This window comes from Parabacteroides sp. AF19-14 (assembly GCF_003635485.1).
In the GTDB taxonomy this organism is placed as follows: domain Bacteria; phylum Bacteroidota; class Bacteroidia; order Bacteroidales; family Tannerellaceae; genus Parabacteroides; species Parabacteroides distasonis.
Map to the genome: position 1 here is coordinate 17,365 of NZ_QTMJ01000009.1, position 17,607 is coordinate 34,971.

At 31.8% G+C, this 17,607-nt stretch carries 14 protein-coding genes; all 14 read right to left on the reverse strand.

The window, feature by feature from the left end; all coding sequences use genetic code 11:
* Positions 1 to 184: 184 nt before the first annotated feature.
* The 14 genes from DWX33_RS10605 to DWX33_RS10665 all read right to left on the reverse strand — a co-directional run bounded on the left by DWX33_RS10605 (position 185) and on the right by DWX33_RS10665 (position 17,324).
* Positions 185 to 1,402, reverse strand: a complete 1,218-nt coding sequence (locus tag DWX33_RS10605) for a glycosyltransferase family 4 protein (protein WP_122380362.1) — start codon at positions 1,400 to 1,402, stop codon at positions 185 to 187.
* A complete protein-coding gene (locus DWX33_RS10610; protein WP_122380363.1) occupies positions 1,403 to 3,274 on the reverse strand; it encodes an alginate lyase family protein in 1,872 nt (623 codons plus the stop codon). It lies immediately after the preceding gene.
* 14 nt (positions 3,275 to 3,288) lie between these two features.
* Positions 3,289 to 5,412, reverse strand: a complete 2,124-nt coding sequence (locus DWX33_RS10615) for a bi-domain-containing oxidoreductase (protein WP_122380364.1) — start codon at positions 5,410 to 5,412, stop codon at positions 3,289 to 3,291.
* Entirely contained in the window at positions 5,409 to 6,239 is an 831-nt protein-coding gene (locus DWX33_RS10620) for an acyltransferase family protein (RefSeq protein ID WP_158595301.1), read from the reverse strand. Before DWX33_RS10620 ends, DWX33_RS10615 begins: the two co-directional genes overlap by 4 nt.
* Positions 6,240 to 6,246: 7 nt before the next feature.
* A complete protein-coding gene (locus DWX33_RS23155) occupies positions 6,247 to 6,504 on the reverse strand; it encodes an acyltransferase family protein (RefSeq protein ID WP_370450820.1) in 258 nt (85 codons plus the stop codon).
* Complete coding sequence (locus DWX33_RS10625; RefSeq protein ID WP_122380414.1) at positions 6,479 to 7,552, reverse strand: glycosyltransferase family 4 protein; 1,074 nt, start codon at positions 7,550 to 7,552, stop codon at positions 6,479 to 6,481. The genes DWX33_RS23155 and DWX33_RS10625 overlap by 26 nt, the downstream gene beginning before the upstream one ends.
* A gap of 88 nt (positions 7,553 to 7,640) precedes the next feature.
* The gene (locus tag DWX33_RS10630) at positions 7,641 to 8,729 is read right to left on the reverse strand and encodes a glycosyltransferase (RefSeq protein WP_122380366.1); all 1,089 of its coding nucleotides are present in this window, start codon (positions 8,727 to 8,729) and stop codon (positions 7,641 to 7,643) included.
* Between the two features lie 12 nt (positions 8,730 to 8,741).
* Positions 8,742 to 9,932 (reverse strand): EpsG family protein, encoded by a 1,191-nt coding sequence (locus DWX33_RS10635; RefSeq protein ID WP_122380367.1) that lies wholly within the window; start codon positions 9,930 to 9,932, stop codon positions 8,742 to 8,744.
* Positions 9,933 to 9,955: 23 nt separating this feature from the next.
* Positions 9,956 to 11,428, reverse strand: a complete 1,473-nt coding sequence (locus DWX33_RS10640) for an MOP flippase family protein (protein ID WP_122380368.1) — start codon at positions 11,426 to 11,428, stop codon at positions 9,956 to 9,958.
* Between the two features lie 10 nt (positions 11,429 to 11,438).
* The gene (locus DWX33_RS10645; protein WP_122380369.1) at positions 11,439 to 13,139 is read right to left on the reverse strand and encodes an asparagine synthase; all 1,701 of its coding nucleotides are present in this window, start codon (positions 13,137 to 13,139) and stop codon (positions 11,439 to 11,441) included.
* Positions 13,140 to 13,156: 17 nt separating this feature from the next.
* On the reverse strand, positions 13,157 to 14,119 hold the full coding sequence (gene ilvE / locus DWX33_RS10650; protein WP_229033117.1) for a branched-chain-amino-acid transaminase: 963 nt from the start codon (positions 14,117 to 14,119) through the stop codon (positions 13,157 to 13,159).
* Positions 14,094 to 15,347, reverse strand: coding sequence for a pyridoxal-dependent decarboxylase (locus DWX33_RS10655; protein WP_122380370.1), 1,254 nt, complete (start codon positions 15,345 to 15,347; stop codon positions 14,094 to 14,096). The genes ilvE and DWX33_RS10655 overlap by 26 nt, the downstream gene beginning before the upstream one ends.
* The gene (locus DWX33_RS10660) at positions 15,347 to 16,225 is read right to left on the reverse strand and encodes an aldolase/citrate lyase family protein (protein ID WP_122380371.1); all 879 of its coding nucleotides are present in this window, start codon (positions 16,223 to 16,225) and stop codon (positions 15,347 to 15,349) included. The genes DWX33_RS10655 and DWX33_RS10660 overlap by 1 nt, the downstream gene beginning before the upstream one ends.
* Positions 16,215 to 17,324, reverse strand: a complete 1,110-nt coding sequence (locus tag DWX33_RS10665) for a hypothetical protein (RefSeq protein ID WP_147425509.1) — start codon at positions 17,322 to 17,324, stop codon at positions 16,215 to 16,217. Before DWX33_RS10665 ends, DWX33_RS10660 begins: the two co-directional genes overlap by 11 nt.
* Positions 17,325 to 17,607 lie beyond the last annotated feature (283 nt).

The window sequence follows — 17,607 nt, forward strand, 5'->3', positions numbered from 1 at the left end:
AAACACTCTATTTAGGACATAACCTTTTGAAAGATGTTATAGGATACCTATACATAATTCTATAAATTGGTTGGCTGCGAAGATATTCCTTTCTATTAATAGCCATTTTTTGACAGCTTACCGACTAATTCGCCGGTTTTCATTTAAGGGTATAAGGCCACCCATAAACAAAGAAAAACATATTTTATTTCAATGAAGACACTTCTTCCAAAAATGTAACAAACCTATTCGCTAATGACTTTCTTGAAAAATTAGTTTCAGCAAATACCCTGGCCCTTTGCCCACATTCAGCTCTGTATGTATCATTGTCCATCAATTTCATCAAGCCTTCGGCAAAAGCATTTGCATTATTAGGAGCAACAACCAAACCCAACTTGTTTTCTTGAATCATATCAGCAAGCCACCCCGGATAATTATTGAGTACAGCTAATCCAGAAGAAATATAATCAAAAAATTTATTTGGTGAAGTTCCATAATAAAATGCCGGAACATCAGATAATACCATCAGACCCAAATCTGCTGATGCTACTATTTTATTTAATTCTTTCTTAGGCATCGGATCATAAAAGCGGCAATTATCCAATTGCTCCATTTGAGCCCGTTTCATCAAATGTGGTTTCATTTTACCATCACCAATAAAAGCCAAAACAATATCCTTTCTCCCCTTTTTCTTCAATACAGAAGCAGCATCCAACACAGCATCCAAACCATTGGCAATACCATGCGCACCTGTAAACACAGCTACTTTATCCGTAGCAGAAATTCCTTCTAACGAAAGATTCACACGTGAAGACGGCTTGAATATTTCCAAGTCACAACCGTTAGGTATCATAGCAATACGCTTACCTAATTGGCTTCTTCTTTTAATTCCTTCACAAATTCCGGGAGAAAGGCCCACGCATGCATCCGCACAATGATAACTTAGCCACTCTAAAACACTCATTCCCCACAGCAAGAAAGGATTCTTCATCCCCAAAGCCTTAGGCAATTCAGGCCACAAATCACGAACTTCAAAGATAAATTTCTTTTTCCGGAACAACTTCATCACTATGCCCGGCACACCGGCAGTCAAAGGAGTGGAAGTGGCAAACAACAAATCATAATCTTCTTTCAATGCTATTTGAATACCCTTCCATCCAAATTTCACAAAAGTCCATGCCCTTTTGGCAATACCATCTTTATTAGAATATGGCAGAGCTATCTGAATCACATCTATACCGTCCACCATTCCCCTATGGACATTTTTCATCTTCGTTTTCGGCAAATCCAACTTTGCAGTTTCTCCACAAACCATACAAACAGAATGGCCTTTGGCAATCAGATGCTTTGCCAATTCATAAGATCGCGTTCCCCCTGCCTGAGTGGGAATAGTAAAATGTTGATGGAAATAAAGTACTTTCATTTATATAATTTGAAGAGTTGTTATTATCGAATTATTTTTAGTTTGAAATTCAACCTGTCTACACTCAGACATTTGTCCATAATAATCAGAACACAATTGTTTTGTATCAACTGTCTCACCATTTGATTCCAAACGAATGTTGTCCTTATTTGTATGCCATAATTGGCGCATATTCATACCTTTCGGCTTACCATCCATATAATCCTCTATCTCCCACCTACATACATTTTTCCATTTTACAATTCTTCTATAATGTTTCATTTTTTTATTCAGATAAGTAAAACAGGAAACCGCCCCTTCGAATATGTAAGCATCCTCTGTCTCTTTCAATGAGCCTACTTCTGCCTGCGACCAATTATACCAAATAAATCGGGAGCCTTTCAACATCTGATCATGTCCATCAAGCATTATTGTATTATGAGATTCAGTACCCATAAAATACCGAAGCAACTTCTCTGTTGTATTATATTTGTAACTGCCTCCATCAAATAACAAGTTTTCTCCCTGATACCAAATATCCAAATGCAAATTATCCGCATGCGCAGGCCGATCTTTATATTTTCCGCATCTGATAAAAGAAAAAGTATCCTTTTCACGAATACAATAATATCCCCCCGTCTCAAAAGAGATGCATCCCCACTGTTTTTTTATCGGTGGATACATTTGTCGATTTGACTTCCACTCACATAAATACCATTCCTTATCTTCATAAGAGCAATCATACAGATGTTCGGAAGTAAGTAAATAATGCAAAGCATCCAGTTGAGGGCGATAGTCACGATAATCGCAATCGTTCAGTTTAAAAAACAAAGCTCCATCATTTGAACCGTAATTGGGCAACCAACCGGTTGAATCATCTTGACATTGATACAAAAAATTCACAGACCGATAAGCACGTTCATACACTTCCTTACAAAATAATTCCCCATTTCTATCTGCCAGCGTAATGGCCCATGTCAAAAGCTGAACCACCACCCGATGATAGTTCATACTGAACTGCAAATAAGTGCCATCTTTTGCCACCTGATATTTTATTTCCTCTTCAAACCATCTCTTTCCATTCTTTTTCCAATCTTTAGCTTCCGGAAATTGAGGAAACAGCATACCGACCAAATACAACGCCAATGTTTCCGTTATCGCATGATTATTACGAACAGCAATCCGAGAAAAGTTTATATTTGTACGTACATGCTTCATCTGCCCATAAACAGATTGAATGATTAACTTGAAAATATCTTCTGTCAATTCGGCCGAATCTTTATAATAATAAAGGGCAAATACCCAATTCAAAACACGCAAAGAGATTTCCTGACTACATTTATAATTCGGCCCACAATTCAATGGGTTTTTATAAATCCAGTCCTTAATTTGAGAAAACACAAAAGCCGCATGATTTTCCCCGGATTCTTGGTCATAACGGATTATATCATAAAGAAAAGAAAAACGAGATTTTTCCCATACATATTTTATATCTCCTGCTTCAGCTACAATATCCTCTATTTCTGTCCAATGCACTTTAGAATCATATTTATAATTCGTATCAGGATTTGTCATCCAATCATAATCCATACCAAGATTGTACCAATGGGATGAAAAAAAGCAAAATTCACCACATAACATACGATTCACCTTTTCTGAAAGCAAAGTGATATCAGTGTTAGTGGATCTTACATTATCTCTATTTGAAAAGAAAAAAGGCATTGCATGACTTCTCCACTCAACCAATGACAAGTACTTCTTATTCTCCAAAGAAACCGGATACACTTTCTTCAACATTCCCCCCTTACGACGTATTTCATACTGAACACGAAACGCAAAGTACTTCATCCCCATGTTACGCAGTAACTGAAAATAAAGAAGATATTTATTCATAAAAGGACACTGAATTATTCTACTTCAATCCACTTGTTCTGTTTCAAGCTATCAATGCAAGCAAACGATGCTTTAGTTGTATTGGCAATGGAATCAAACGGAATCAAAGCCTCCCCCCCCCTTATCATTCTATCATTCAATAAAGCGAATTGGGTCGTATGTCCTTTATCCATGCCCTTCTTCATTTTAGAAAATCCCTTGCAACCGTATCCCTTTAATTCTCTCCAATTATCAAGGACCAATGTCTTTTCCTGCGTATAGATTTCCACTCTTTCTTTCGAATAGGATTTACTTCCATTGGCAAAATAGTTTATCACAGCATTCGAGCCATCTTCATATCTTAACAGAATGCTTGCGTTATCCGTATTCTCTTCCGGATTTTCCCCCATTGCATTCATACATACTGAAACGACCTTACATCCTGTAAAGAACGAACACAAGTCAATAAAATGGCAGGCTTCGCCAATGATGCGCCCGCCTCCTACTTTCAAATCATGCACCCATACTTCAGGTGGAATAAATCCTGCATTCATCGTTGCGACTATATTCTTCACTCCATCTCCTGCAAGTTGTTTCATTTTCACTGCAAAGGGTGAAAAGCGCCGATTGTATCCCACCGTCAATGTTATTCCTTTCTTTTGTGCCTCTTTGTAAGTTTCTGTTATCTCATCCAATTCCATCTGATTGAGACACAAAGGTTTTTCCACAAATACATGCTTTCCGGCTCGTAATGTATCCAATACCATTGAAGCATGAAGATTATGCCGAGTGGTAATCATTACCAAATCTACCGCCTCATCCTTCAACATTTCCTTGTAATCAGAAGTAGCCTTCATCGCACCTGCCTTTCGGGCTAAAACTTTAGCTGACAGCCCTTGCGCACTTGCAATATATCGGATATGTGCTCCGGCTTTCATCAAAGCAGGAAGCATGGTTGCCGATGTGAAATTTCCAGCACCAATAATACCTATCTGTCCCTTTGTTGCAGAGAATTTAGCAGAAGTAACATCAACTACCGTATTTTGCTTTGCATCAACAGGATATTTCAAGATGGAAGCTATGGAACCATGTTTACGCATGTCTCCGTATATCTTTTCATAATCGTTCAAGTCAACTTCTTCTGTGATCAATGATTTCACATCAATATTCCCCATGGATATTGCCTGTAAAATTGTTTCAAAGTTTCTTTTTTCAGTCCAACGCACAAAAGGCAACGGATAATCTATTCCTTTGTTTTCATAATCTTCATCATAACGTCCCGGACCGTATGAACAAGAAACTTGAAATGACAATTCTTTTTTATAAAAATCATCTCTCCGAATATCCAACCCTATCACACCAACAAGAACGATACGTCCTCTTTTTCTTGACATCTCAGCAACTTGATGAATCACTTCATCTGTTTTAGTCGAAGCTGTTATCAGTACAGCATCAGCTCCATGTGAAGCCGTTTCTTCAAGTACATACTTTACAGGATCAGTGCCTTTTGCAGGATTTATACCTATCACTCCCTTAGTGCGAGCCAATTCTACTTTTTCTTCATCAAAATCAATACCTATCACCTTGCATCCATTTGCTTTCAACAACTGAGCCGCTATTAATCCAATCAAACCCAATCCAACCACAACAACAGTCTCTCCCAACTGCGGATTCAGCAAACGAATACCTTGTAAACCAATAGAACCGATTACAGTAAAAGCTGCTTCTTCATTTGAAACATTATCTGGTATTTTAGCTACCAAATTTTTAGGGACACAAACATACTCGGCATGTTGTCCATTAGATGCTACGCGATCACCCACTTTAAATTCTGTAACCCCGTTTCCTACAGCAACCACCACACCGGAATTACAATACCCCAAAGGCAATGGTTGACCCAATTTATTAAAAACTGCTTCTAATGTAGGCTGTAGCCCATCCGTCTTTATTTTGTCAAGCACTTGCTTTACCTTATCCGGCTGTTGACGAGCTTTATCTATTAAATTTGCCTTTCCGAACTCAACAAGCATACGTTCTGTACCTAAAGACACTAAAGAACAGGATGTTTTAACTAAAACATAGCCTGATCTTACTTGTGGAACTGGTACTTCTTCAAGTACAGTTCTCCCTGATTTCATATCTTGAATGATTTGTTTCATGATTTATATTTCAATAATAATGCTTTCTTCTCTATAAATTCCCAAGAAATAGTTGATATAATAACTGTTACAACTAATACTAATAACAAATAAAAAATACTACCTACAAATCCCATTTGCACAAATACATTCACCACCAGCATATGATAAATATATATACCATACGAAATATCATTACCATGTAAGATTTTAGCTAATGACGTTACTGAAAAAGCTGCACTAATCGTTAATACACCTAACAATAAATTTGCAAACAAAGTAGTCCCATCTTCTAAATGATAGCCAGGTGATATATTAAAAAAATAACAATATACACAATAAGTTAAGCACCAATAGCCCACCTTCCCCTCAACAAAAAATTTTATTTTATCCCAATTCAAATACATCATCCCTCCAAAAAGAAAAGCATATAAATATGGAAAAACCGAAACTCCAATAAGTTTATCTAATATACTTTCCTCACTCTTACTGTCATTTGTCCACAAAAAATTGAACATAACAGAGAACAAGAACAATACCAGAAATTTCGTATTTATTGAAATGCTCTTAAGGAAAAGAAAAAATAAAGGTAGTAAAATATAAAATTCCAGTTCCACAGGAATCGTCCATAAACTACCGTTCGGAGTACCAACTCCAAAACTCCTCAGAACATCAGGTGTATAATATTGAAATATTGTTATTTGACCTAAAATCCATTTCCACAAATCAAAATTAAAAAAAGAAGAGAAATGAATAATTCCAAAATACAACAATAAAACTACTGCTAGGATAAATGCAAACCACAATGCTGGAAAAATCCGAAAACATCTATTTTTAATATATTGCAATATTGCACTATCCCCCCCTATTTTTTTGATATTTCTTTGTAATATATGAACGAGTTATCAAGAAACCACTTATCACAAAAAATATTATAACTCCAGGAAAGAAAGATATAGCATTCAATATATGCTCATACCCTAGTATTTGTAAATGATTTATTCCATGTCCCAACAATACTTGTAATGCAGCTAAAAGCCTAATCAAATCAAAATTATTTTCGCAAGAAATATAATTACGTCTAATTTCACAATATGTATTTACATTTTTCATATATTCTCAATAAACATTCAACAGTTTGATTATCAATAATTAGATTTTTCTTTCGAGAGACAGTATAACTATTATAAAAATTCAACACTTTTTCTTCTAAATCTCTATAATTTCTATTTTTGAATAAAATAGTTTCATTAGGCCTCTTACAAACATCACTTGCAATAGCTGGAGTACCACAATACAAGGCTTCCTTAACCGAAATACCTTCTATATCAGTAAATGTAGGCCTAATAAACAAATCCGACAACTTCCAAACTTCAAATCCATTAGGAATTTCTTTTTGAACAATTAAAATATTATCTTCAATATTCATTTCTTTTATCAAAGAAAGGCACTCTTGATAATATGCCATATCTCCAATCATAGGTAAGCAAAATATAAGTCCTACATTTATACCCTTTTCCTTCAATGATTTCACTAATTGTATCAACAAATCAAAGCCATATATATCAATACCATTTTCATAACGTAGTTTATAAGCATTTGCTGAAAGTAAAAAAACATGCTGTTTTCTAAAAGACAGTATATCCTCACCCAATCCCAAATATTCAGATTCATCTGGAGGCAAAAAAGCAGGCAATACATAAAAATTATTTTTTAAACAATGAAAATGCGAACATAATCTCAACATATAATTATCATCATTCAAAACAACAAAATCCGCTTTTCGAAGAAAGTTCTGAATAATTTTCTTTCTGATAAAAGAGGTTTCTTTTATCAAATTTTGGTTATGCAATGTAACACCAACCTTATGCCTTCTTCCCAATAAAATAAACAAAGCAAATGCTAATAGATTATTTGAATGTAAATGAATCACTCTCTTCTTTCTAAAAAGTAAAAGAAAAAATTCTAACCATCTATAAGACACCTGTTTCACATAAGGAACATTCGAAGCAGGAAGAGAGTTCCCAAAATTGCGCAATATTATAGAAGAATCTAATTTATGCAGATTATGAATCAATCTATATACATGTATCGAAACTCCACCAATAGGAGGAGGATATGTTCCCCAAAGTTCTATTTTACAACAATTCTGTAATGCCATAATTCTAAATCTCAAATTAAGTTCTATCCTTAAACTTGCATTATAATTCATTTAATGGGCATAATTGAAATTAATCATCCCCCAAATGCTATTCGTATATTTTCAAAAAAGTATTTACTTGATTTTCCCAATAATAATTTGCTCTAACAATGGATTGCATATTAAGCAAAACCTTCAATCCTTCAGCTATATTTTCTTTATTTATTATTCTACAACAATATCCATTTTCTCCATTATGTACAACATGCGCTACACCTGCTGTATAATTAGTTAAAACTTTAACACCTAAATCTAAATATTCATACAACTTATTACTAGCACAGAAATAAGAATTAAAATTTTTGTCATTATAAAAACATACACCAATATGCGAAGAATTAATTGCGTATAAAACTTCATTATGAGGAATAGGAGGATAAATTTTAACTATGTCTTGTAACTTATTTTTTTCTATAAAATTATTAAGTTGCAATTCATATTCTTTATTCCCTTTACCTATTATAAATAAAACCGCATTATCTATCAAAGTCATAGATTCAATCAATGGTAACAACTCTCGCTCTTTTGTAATAGCTCCAATATAACTAATCACTGTTCTATTTCCAGTATCAAGACCAAATACATCTTTAAAATATGTCCTAGTAAGATTATTTGTTTTCATTGGAAAATTCTCAACCAAATGATAATGATATATAGGTAATTTGTAACGAAATGACATATAATATAAACGGTCAATTTGAGGAACAATAACAGCTTTAGTTCTGTAAATTAAAGTTTTTTCAACTTTATCCCAAAACCATTTTATTAATCCAGTCCTTCCTTCTAAATATAACTCATGCGCATCATACACAACCTCTATACTCCTTGATATTCCGCCAATATACAACAATGTATTCAAGTCGTTACAATGTATAATATTGGGAGATACAGTTTTTATTATCTTATGTATTTGCCTATAATATGATATAGCACTAAACAGTCTTCCTATAGCAAAGGAACTATATTCACTTCTTAACTCAATTATATCAAAATCATAATTATCAAGACTGTCATTCGTATTAAAAGAAGATACAACTAACGTAACATGATGGCCAGCTTTTTGAAGTGTATAAATTTCTTTTTGTACTCTTCCATCGTACTTAATATCACCAATTAATAATACAAGAATAGATTTCATATTTATATTCAATTACTTAATTTCTGGATGGTCCCTCATTGATTCTCTAACCATATCTACATCTTTAAAAAAGACTGTACTATATGGACTGTATAAGCGATAATTCAAAATTTCAGGCTTAGGTGGGAATGGCATAAAATATCGCTTTATTGGATAATATGATATACATATTAAAACTACAAATATTGAAAACTGCCTAGTTAATAAACATAGTTTTTTCTCATACAATAAATAATAACAGCAATTTGATATTAGTATGACATATATTATACACAAATAACTTTGGAAACGATAGAACAACGGAGCACCCACATTTAATATATTCAACAAAATATAAACTAAATTTATTTGTATTATCCAATCATAGCTATCATTTCTCCTCATGCAGTAATAATAAACAAAAAACAGAGACACCAAAACACCTGAAATTAAAGCCTTTATAATCGACAATATTGTACCACTAAATTGATAGTTTTCATTAGAAAGATAATTTGTTGCTTTAGAGCCAAAATCACCAACATTTCCCCAAATTTGTAAATATAATAGGTATTCATTAATAAATGGATATAAAGATAATAGTACGCAAAAGATAACAAAAGAACAAATCAGTAAAGTTTTAGTAGGTTTCAAGATCTTAACTAATGGTAATATAAATATGATTATAGAGCTAATATGAAACAATGATGCAATGCATGCAATAAAATAATACTTCACCCATTTATTCTTAGTAAATGAATTTATAGACCATAAAAAAACTGCAACAGCCAAAGCTTCTCTCATAGCATCAAAACACAAATTAGCATAAAACAAAACGAAATAGATAAAAGCACTTACATATATCATCTTAGAATATCTTTTTATAAAATGATATATAGAATAATTAATAAAAGTCGAATGAAACAACTGAAATATCACATAATCACTTCCTATCTGTTTACATACTCCAATTAAGATATTCCATCCAGGACGCCTATTAATATTACCTAATATATCTTCCCAAGAGCAATCAGAAATAGCTAAAGAATGCGTGTATTCATACATGTAATCAGCCGTATCATTCCCAATCCTATATCTAAAAGCAGCAAGAAACCATAAAACAAAGAATACTACTTTGAAAACAGTATTCTTATATTGACTAGAAGAATATATATCGTATTTTACAATACAGAATATTAACGATACAACGATACAAATATAAATCATCGTGCTTTCAACAAAATAAATATTTATCCAGCTTTACGATTTAACAACTTCAAAATAGAATAGAAGCTATTTTTATCAAATATAAATAGATTAATCACATAAACTATGCAAAAAACAGAGCCATAAATCAACAATTTTAATATAGGAATAGTTACATGACAAAAATATGATACAATTGATAAAACAAAACCTGTTATTATTGTAATAATAAAAGGTTTTGTTAGTGGATATATGTATTTTGATAAAGAAACATCTACTATTTTCTTAAATATTAGTCGCCAATATAAAATAAGATTAACTACTGATAAACATGAAACTGTTATACTTAATATAACTATTGAGAATTGACTTGATAAATAAACGCATATAGGCATAATTACAAATTGAATAATTGTCCATATAAAAGACATATCAGTTCGTCCTAATGCACCTGTAATAACCGAAGAAAAATTCACTAAAGATGCGAAAGCCCCATATATAGTCAATAAAGATAATAAATTAGCTACTCCTACAAATGATTCATCATATAATATCAATACAATAGAGTGCGAATACAAAAGGATAAAACAATATATTGGAAAAATTATATATGCTAAAACGGATTGTAATCTACCAAACCACATGATTAAAGTATCTCTATTGTCTTGCATTTTTGCAAAAGTTGGAAATGCAACTCTATTAACAACAGAATTCACCAAAGAGAACAACCTAATAATCAAATCCTTAGCCAAACTATAAATACCTAATGTTTCCATTCCAAATAGTCTTCCGATAAGAAGAATATCAAATTTACCTGAAAAATAATCCAAAATACCAGCCCCTGACTGATAAAGTCCTATCTTCAAGAAAGGTTTTACCTCTTGAAAAGAAAAATGAAAAAGTAATGGGGCTTTTTTAAAAGTTGTTATTAGACTACCAATATGCAATATTGCGGATTGTAAAAGAGCTGAATAAATAAGACTATATACCCCAAATCCGGTTATGGCCAACACAACAGATATAATAAGTGAAGTTATCACTGCTATGCTTGTAAGAATGGACATAAAACGAAAATCAAAACATTTTTCTCGTAGAGTACCATATAACTTACCAGAAGCAACTATGACTAATTCTAATCCCATCAAAGGTATTAATTTGTTCAAAATTGGTTGTGCATAATACTGAGCCACTAATGGTGTACACAAACATAATATTATATATAATACAATAGAGAGTAATGAGAAACTCCAATATAAGCTAGAGAAATCATTTTGTGTAACATTTTGCTTATGCATAAGAGCTACTCCCATTCCTAACTCTGAAAACAAACTAGTAAACCCTAAAACGAGAAGTATGATTGCCATAAGCCCATAATCCTCTGTAGACAAAAATCTAGTAAGTACTACTATCTTTAAAATTTGTACTAGGGAAGAAACTATCATTGAAAATGTTGTCCATTTCACACCTCCCACAATTGTTGCTGTTTTCAAATCTTTAGATGATTGTATCTCTACCATTTATATCTTCTTATGAAAAATACATTTTTATAGCACACATGAGCGATGATGCCTGTATCTTCTCTATAGGCGTCCCCGATATAACAATTTTTCTTATAACATTCGCCAATTCTATATCATTAATTAAACCATATTGACATAGTATATTATTTATAAATACTTCTAAATCTTTGTTAGATGCAAAATAATACCCGATAGGGTTCATATGCTTATTGGTTGGTTGCTTTCCTATTTTATTTTTTAATAAATCAAATATTTTCCCTGGAAGTATCCTAATAGGTATACGACGGTTAGCAATATTAATCATTGGTTCTTTAATAGAAGCTTTTATAGTTTCCCATATATAATCTGCAGCCTTAGGATACTTAGTTATAATCCATTTCTTATATAGTTTATGATTATATCTATAATTTGCAGGGATGTGTAAAACTTTATTCATTAAATCCCAATCCATAAATGGAGAGCAAGTTTCTGAATAAATCATATCTATTAATTGTCCATTATTAGTACCACAAAATCCCCTATGATAAAATTTAGAAATTTCTTGATTATCAAATTTCTCAATTGATATATTACTAATTTTATCTAAATAGGTACAAGAATATGCTCCATTCCCTAAATGGAACTGGGCTTGAGGATTGGGCGATTCATACCAGGTTCCAAAAATTACATCTCCCAATTGTCCTGAATGAATAATACCATACTTCTCTAGATTCAAATTCTCTAAAAAGCTTCCATTATGCGCTAAACCATAATACAACACATTACCACCTGTAATTTTTGTGATATTTTCTATATCTTTCAGCCACAATCCATTATCTAGAAATTTAAAAATCCATTCATGTTTTAAATCCCGTGCAATTTGTTTTGGCACGGATTCATCCAAATAGTCGCTTTGGGAGAAAGTATAATTTAATTGTTCTGCATATCCTAGTTCGTGAGCTACCCATGATGTCATTCTAGAATCTAATCCACCGCTTAATGCAACTAAATGTTTGTATCCATATTCTTTATCTTTTTCGAATTGTGATATTATTACTCTTCTAAATTCTGAATCACACAACTCAATAGCTTCATTTTCAGACATTGAATAATCCGGCTCATTATTCAATAAACAATATCTTTTTTCTGAAATTTTCCCATCTTGTACTAAAAGATAATATCCTGGTTTAAGTTTAAATACTTTATCACACAAGGTACGTCCTTCTAACATAAACCCATATGTAAGTAACAAATAAGCAGATTCCACTGATAGATTATATTTTACATTATTAAGCTTTAGAAAGCCATATATAAAATCAATAATTGTTGAAAATATAATTACATTTTCCAATTGAGAATAATATATATATTTAGTACCGATATGATCAGAGAAAATAATGGTTTTATTACTAGACTTATCATACAATAATCCGCAAAAAGACCCTCTAAATTCATCAAAAAACAACTCCCCTTTTTCTATATAAAGTTTTATTATTGTATCAAGCCAAGTATTTCCTCCCATCCTCGTAATTAAAACATTCTTATTAAGAATTACACCATCAACAATAACAATATAATTATTATCATTCGAAAACACTTTATCTTTTTCAAATTTATCAATCATATGTTTAAAACATCTTATATCGTCATACGTAATAATCGAATCAGCAGATATATTATTACAATTGTAAGATTTACCTAATATCACAGTAAAACCAAATGTTCTCATGATAATAATTTAATTGACTAATATTTAGAGTTAACAACAGTGAGCCATTCTCTATGTTCTCCAGTACCCCTAACAATAGAAAAATATTTCTTATGTATTTCCTTTATTATATCAGAATCTCCATTAATTCCACATTTGTCAATACTATAAATTGGAGTTATCCCCATAGAAGAACCACAAAGGAAAGCACCGTCACACATGTACAATTCGGTTCTTTCTATTGTTCGTTCCTCAACACAAATCCCCATTTCCTTTGCTATTTGTATAACAGTATCTCTCGTTATACTTTCAAGGACAGAATCCGTAATTAAAGGGGTAACAAGCTTATTATCTCTAATTAAAAAAAAGCAAGATCCTGGTCCCTCCGCAATCTTACCAAATTCATTCATCAATATAGCTGTATCATATCCATTTCTTAAAGCCTCCAATTGAGCCATTCGACTATTAATATAGTTCGCTCCACACTTAATTCTTGGAGAAAGTGAAACATCATTTATTCTTCTCCATGAACTTGTACAACAATTCAATCCTATTTTATTATATTCTAACGACGTCATTTTTTTAGGAATCGGAGCAACAAACATCCCCGTTGGTTCTTTCGACGCCCATGAACCAAAACCTTCAACGAACAAAGTTTGCCTTACCGATAAATCCTCCTGATATTCATTAGCCTTTATTACATCCTTTAAAGCTCTAGATATTTCATTTATCGAATAAGAGCAATTAATATGCAATAATCTAGCCGACCTCATCAGTCTTACATAATGATCATTTAACCGAAACGCATATAGTTCTCTTTTCTCTTCGTTCCAAAAACAAGGGATACCTTCAAAAACATTTAATCCAAATTGTGATGTAGGAGATAATACATTTATTCTAGCATCATTTACATGAACAATTTCTCCATTAAGCCATATCAATCTATTCTCAACACTATACTTTGCCATAACTTCATTAAAACTTATAAGTTTGAAAAACATCTGAAAAAGTTTCTTGTCTCTTAATCAAATCAATACCTTCTTCACAACTATCATCAAACGCAATAACTGGAAAATTTGGAAGGATAAATGGTGGTTTAAAAACTATTGAATATGATCCTATATTACTAATTATAACATAATCTCCTACTGCAAGTTTACCAGAATAATTTTTATATAAATAGTCTGACTCAATGCATGTAAAACCGGCAAAATTTAAATTCGAATACTCTTTTCGATTTTTACTATCGCAAGGAACAATCGTTAAAGGAGGATTTTTAGTTCCAACATTGATATTATAACAGCTACATAAAAGTGTTGCAATACTTTGAGATTGTACGGTTTTAACACTTTTAACTCTGCTAATGATAGACATACAATCCCCAACAAGGGCACTTCCCGGTTCAATCAGCAATAGAGGCTTCTCATCATTGGTAACACTTGAATAAAAATCTGCAAATACAGTTGCTACTTCTTTGGCATATTCACTATATGTTGGAATATAATCTGTAAATTGTCCCTTGAAATCATCTGACATCTTGCCAAATAATCCACCACCAATGTCAATTCTTTCAGGTTTGATATTTAACTCTTGAATCAATTTTAACATTCCTTCAGCTCGTGGTCTCCATGTCTCAAGAGATCTTGCTGCTATATGTACATGAAATCCAGTAAAATGTATACCATCTGTATTTGTTAAGAAATATAACGCCTTCTTGAACTCAACAGTATCAATATCAAATCCGAATCGAGACAACACATTATCATTAATAGCGAAATTAACTCTAATACCAACATTAAGAACTGTTTGTGGATTATTAGTCAATATTTTATTTAAAACATCAATTTCCTCAATAGAATCAATATTAACAACACCACCTAGTAATAATAATTTTTCAACTGCGGCAGGTGATTTATAAGGTCCATTGAATATGATATTGCATGGAGGCACACCTATTTTTAGCGCTAGCTGCATCTCCATATCTGAAACAACCTCAGCAAGACCACCTAATTCATTTATTATTTGACATAAACGTGGAATATAATTAGTCTTATAGGAATAAGCTATATTAAATTGGGGATAATAATCTTGAAACACATTTTTCAACTCGTTAAAATTATTTACAAATTGTTCTTTATGAAGCACATAAAAAGCATCTCCGTAATATTCTGTTAATTTTGATAAGACTTCATACTGAAGAAGTTTATCACTATTATATAAAGTATTCATTATTTTGCTCTTTTCCGATTCACTATTTCTTTAACAATATTTACCACTTTATTGTGATTTTCGATAAAAAAAGAATCTTCCTTTTCTTTTAATCTTTCTTCATACTCCCTTATCTCGCTTACGCCGTGTCTAAACACAGCTTCTATCTCATCTATATCTTGTGATACCCATGAATCATAAAAACTTCTAGATAATATTGCCATTTGGCTTCCCATCCTATAATGTTCCGCTATTATCAATCTTGCAGGTAGCATCCCCTCATCCAAACGAGCTATTCCTCCAAATCCATAATGTATTTGAGAGGAATCATGAATAATTTTGAGCATCCTATCTATAGCACCATTTATTAATAATTCAAACATAAAAGTCATTTTGTACTCCAAATGTAAATCATTCAATCCAATATGTATTTCATCTGCTCCTGAGGTTGCTAATATTTCTTTTATATTTTTCTCTGCATTAGTGGTTTCTACTAGTAATATAGTTTTTGCACGACCATCAACTAAATCGACAAATTTTTTAGCTTCATCTTGAGTGTGAAACCACGGCAACATGATAATATCAGCTCCTCCATCTACTACTTTATCTATTTCTTTTTTCGAACCATCATATAATGGATTAATTCTTACAAGTAATTTTGATTTAGAAAGGACATTTCTAATTATCGGTATATCGGAAAGGACATGGTCAGACTTTACTGTATTCATATTGAACTGACGCTGCTCCTTACCTATCGTTTCAAGATCAATCCATATTCTGTCTACACCAGATTTTTCTGCAATCTTTGCAATTTCTGGATGATTGGTAATATACATTAAACTTAAAGGAACACGATTCTGTCTACTAAACTTATCGCAAAAAAACAAATTACCATTCATTGTTATAAATTTTCTTCCATTTATTCATACACGTATCCCAACTGCAATATTCTTTTAGTATATTTATATCTATATCAGTCTTTTCTAATTTAAAAATCAAATTGGGAAGTTCATTAAAATCGTGAAAAGTCGCACAATCAATACCCATTACAATTAATGGTTTATAGCTTAACCAGGATGCATTTATAACAACTGAATTAGAGTATAAATGCTCTATCATAGAAGACGAAAATGCATCTGTTGTCTGAGCATTTATAAAATAATCAGTTGCCAAACATAATTCCGCGATTTCTTTATCATTCATGAATTGTTCTAAAATAGTATATGTAAAACCGCTCTTAGAAAGAATGACCTTAACATTTTCAATATACTGTATATCTTTCCTTCCATATGTAAGAGGGACTATTAGATGTATCTTTTGTTTATCAACAACATCTAACTTCATTAAGGATTCAATTACTTTAATATGTTGTTGCTGAGGAATAGCATTATAGCCAATTGTTACAATCTTTTTATTTATATTGTCTCTTCCAAGAATTTTTAGTTTACAACTTACATTATTATCCCGAAGATTATCTATTTCATTAATAGCACTTACTCCCATATCTATAACAGATATTTTTTCAGTTAGCATCTTGCTATCTTTTGAAACAACATCAAACATATCTTCCGTCATAACAATTATATTGGACGATTTTGTCATTGCACACAATTCCTTTTTATGGTACTTTTTACATCTTCTCAGCAAATCACTTCCTAAATATGTTAATATTATATTGCTTCTTAAATTTATATCAGATAATATATCTATAATGTTATCTGACACAAAAAAGAAATTCACAAAATTAGCTCTTGTACTTAATAAAATATTTCTAAGTTTTCTGTTAGCAAACTTCATCCTTATGTAAGGGATATTTTGGTAGTATTTCCCTTGAATAAGTGTTTCAACATCTATTCCACATTCTTTATAAAATTGACTATATTTTATATTGTAAGTTGAAACTATTTTAACAGATAAACCAAGAGGAATCACAACATTTTCCACATAACGCTTTACCCATATTAAATCAGCATTAGAAACTATTAATAAATCTTCCATAAACATTTAGACTTAAGTCCTATAATTCGAACATAGCTCTTAATTAAGGTCCTGGATAGTTAGCATCCAATTTTGACATACCTCATAGTGAAAGCCATTGGGAAACATTCCTCTTAAAAAATTCAAAAGCTGGATTTGTTTTTAACGTTTATCAACAGCAATCTCAATGATTATCGGCAGCAAGTTCTCATAATCTTTACAACCTTTAATCACTTCACGGAAAAATTCTTCAAATATTAAAGGACGACTATGCCGTTAGCACGACAAATGGATATTAATGTAT

What these genes read in the sequence shown, in the direction of transcription:
- DWX33_RS23155 (WP_370450820.1), bottom strand. Translation starts at nt 6,504, where the DNA reads ATGAAAAATGTAAATACATATTGTGAAATTAGACGTAATTATATTTCT.
- DWX33_RS10610 (WP_122380363.1), bottom strand. Translation starts at nt 3,274, where the DNA reads ATGAATAAATATCTTCTTTATTTTCAGTTACTGCGTAACATGGGGATG.
- DWX33_RS10655 (WP_122380370.1), bottom strand. Translation starts at nt 15,347, where the DNA reads ATGAATACTTTATATAATAGTGATAAACTTCTTCAGTATGAAGTCTTA.
- DWX33_RS10660 (WP_122380371.1), bottom strand. Translation starts at nt 16,225, where the DNA reads ATGAATGGTAATTTGTTTTTTTGCGATAAGTTTAGTAGACAGAATCGT.
- DWX33_RS10605 (WP_122380362.1), bottom strand. Translation starts at nt 1,402, where the DNA reads ATGAAAGTACTTTATTTCCATCAACATTTTACTATTCCCACTCAGGCA.
- DWX33_RS10615 (WP_122380364.1), bottom strand. Translation starts at nt 5,412, where the DNA reads ATGAAACAAATCATTCAAGATATGAAATCAGGGAGAACTGTACTTGAA.
- ilvE (WP_229033117.1), bottom strand. Translation starts at nt 14,119, where the DNA reads ATGTTTTTCAAACTTATAAGTTTTAATGAAGTTATGGCAAAGTATAGT.
- DWX33_RS10625 (WP_122380414.1), bottom strand. Translation starts at nt 7,552, where the DNA reads ATGGCATTACAGAATTGTTGTAAAATAGAACTTTGGGGAACATATCCT.
- DWX33_RS10630 (WP_122380366.1), bottom strand. Translation starts at nt 8,729, where the DNA reads ATGAAATCTATTCTTGTATTATTAATTGGTGATATTAAGTACGATGGA.
- DWX33_RS10665 (WP_147425509.1), bottom strand. Translation starts at nt 17,324, where the DNA reads ATGGAAGATTTATTAATAGTTTCTAATGCTGATTTAATATGGGTAAAG.
- DWX33_RS10635 (WP_122380367.1), bottom strand. Translation starts at nt 9,932, where the DNA reads ATGATTTATATTTGTATCGTTGTATCGTTAATATTCTGTATTGTAAAA.
- DWX33_RS10645 (WP_122380369.1), bottom strand. Translation starts at nt 13,139, where the DNA reads ATGAGAACATTTGGTTTTACTGTGATATTAGGTAAATCTTACAATTGT.
- DWX33_RS10640 (WP_122380368.1), bottom strand. Translation starts at nt 11,428, where the DNA reads ATGGTAGAGATACAATCATCTAAAGATTTGAAAACAGCAACAATTGTG.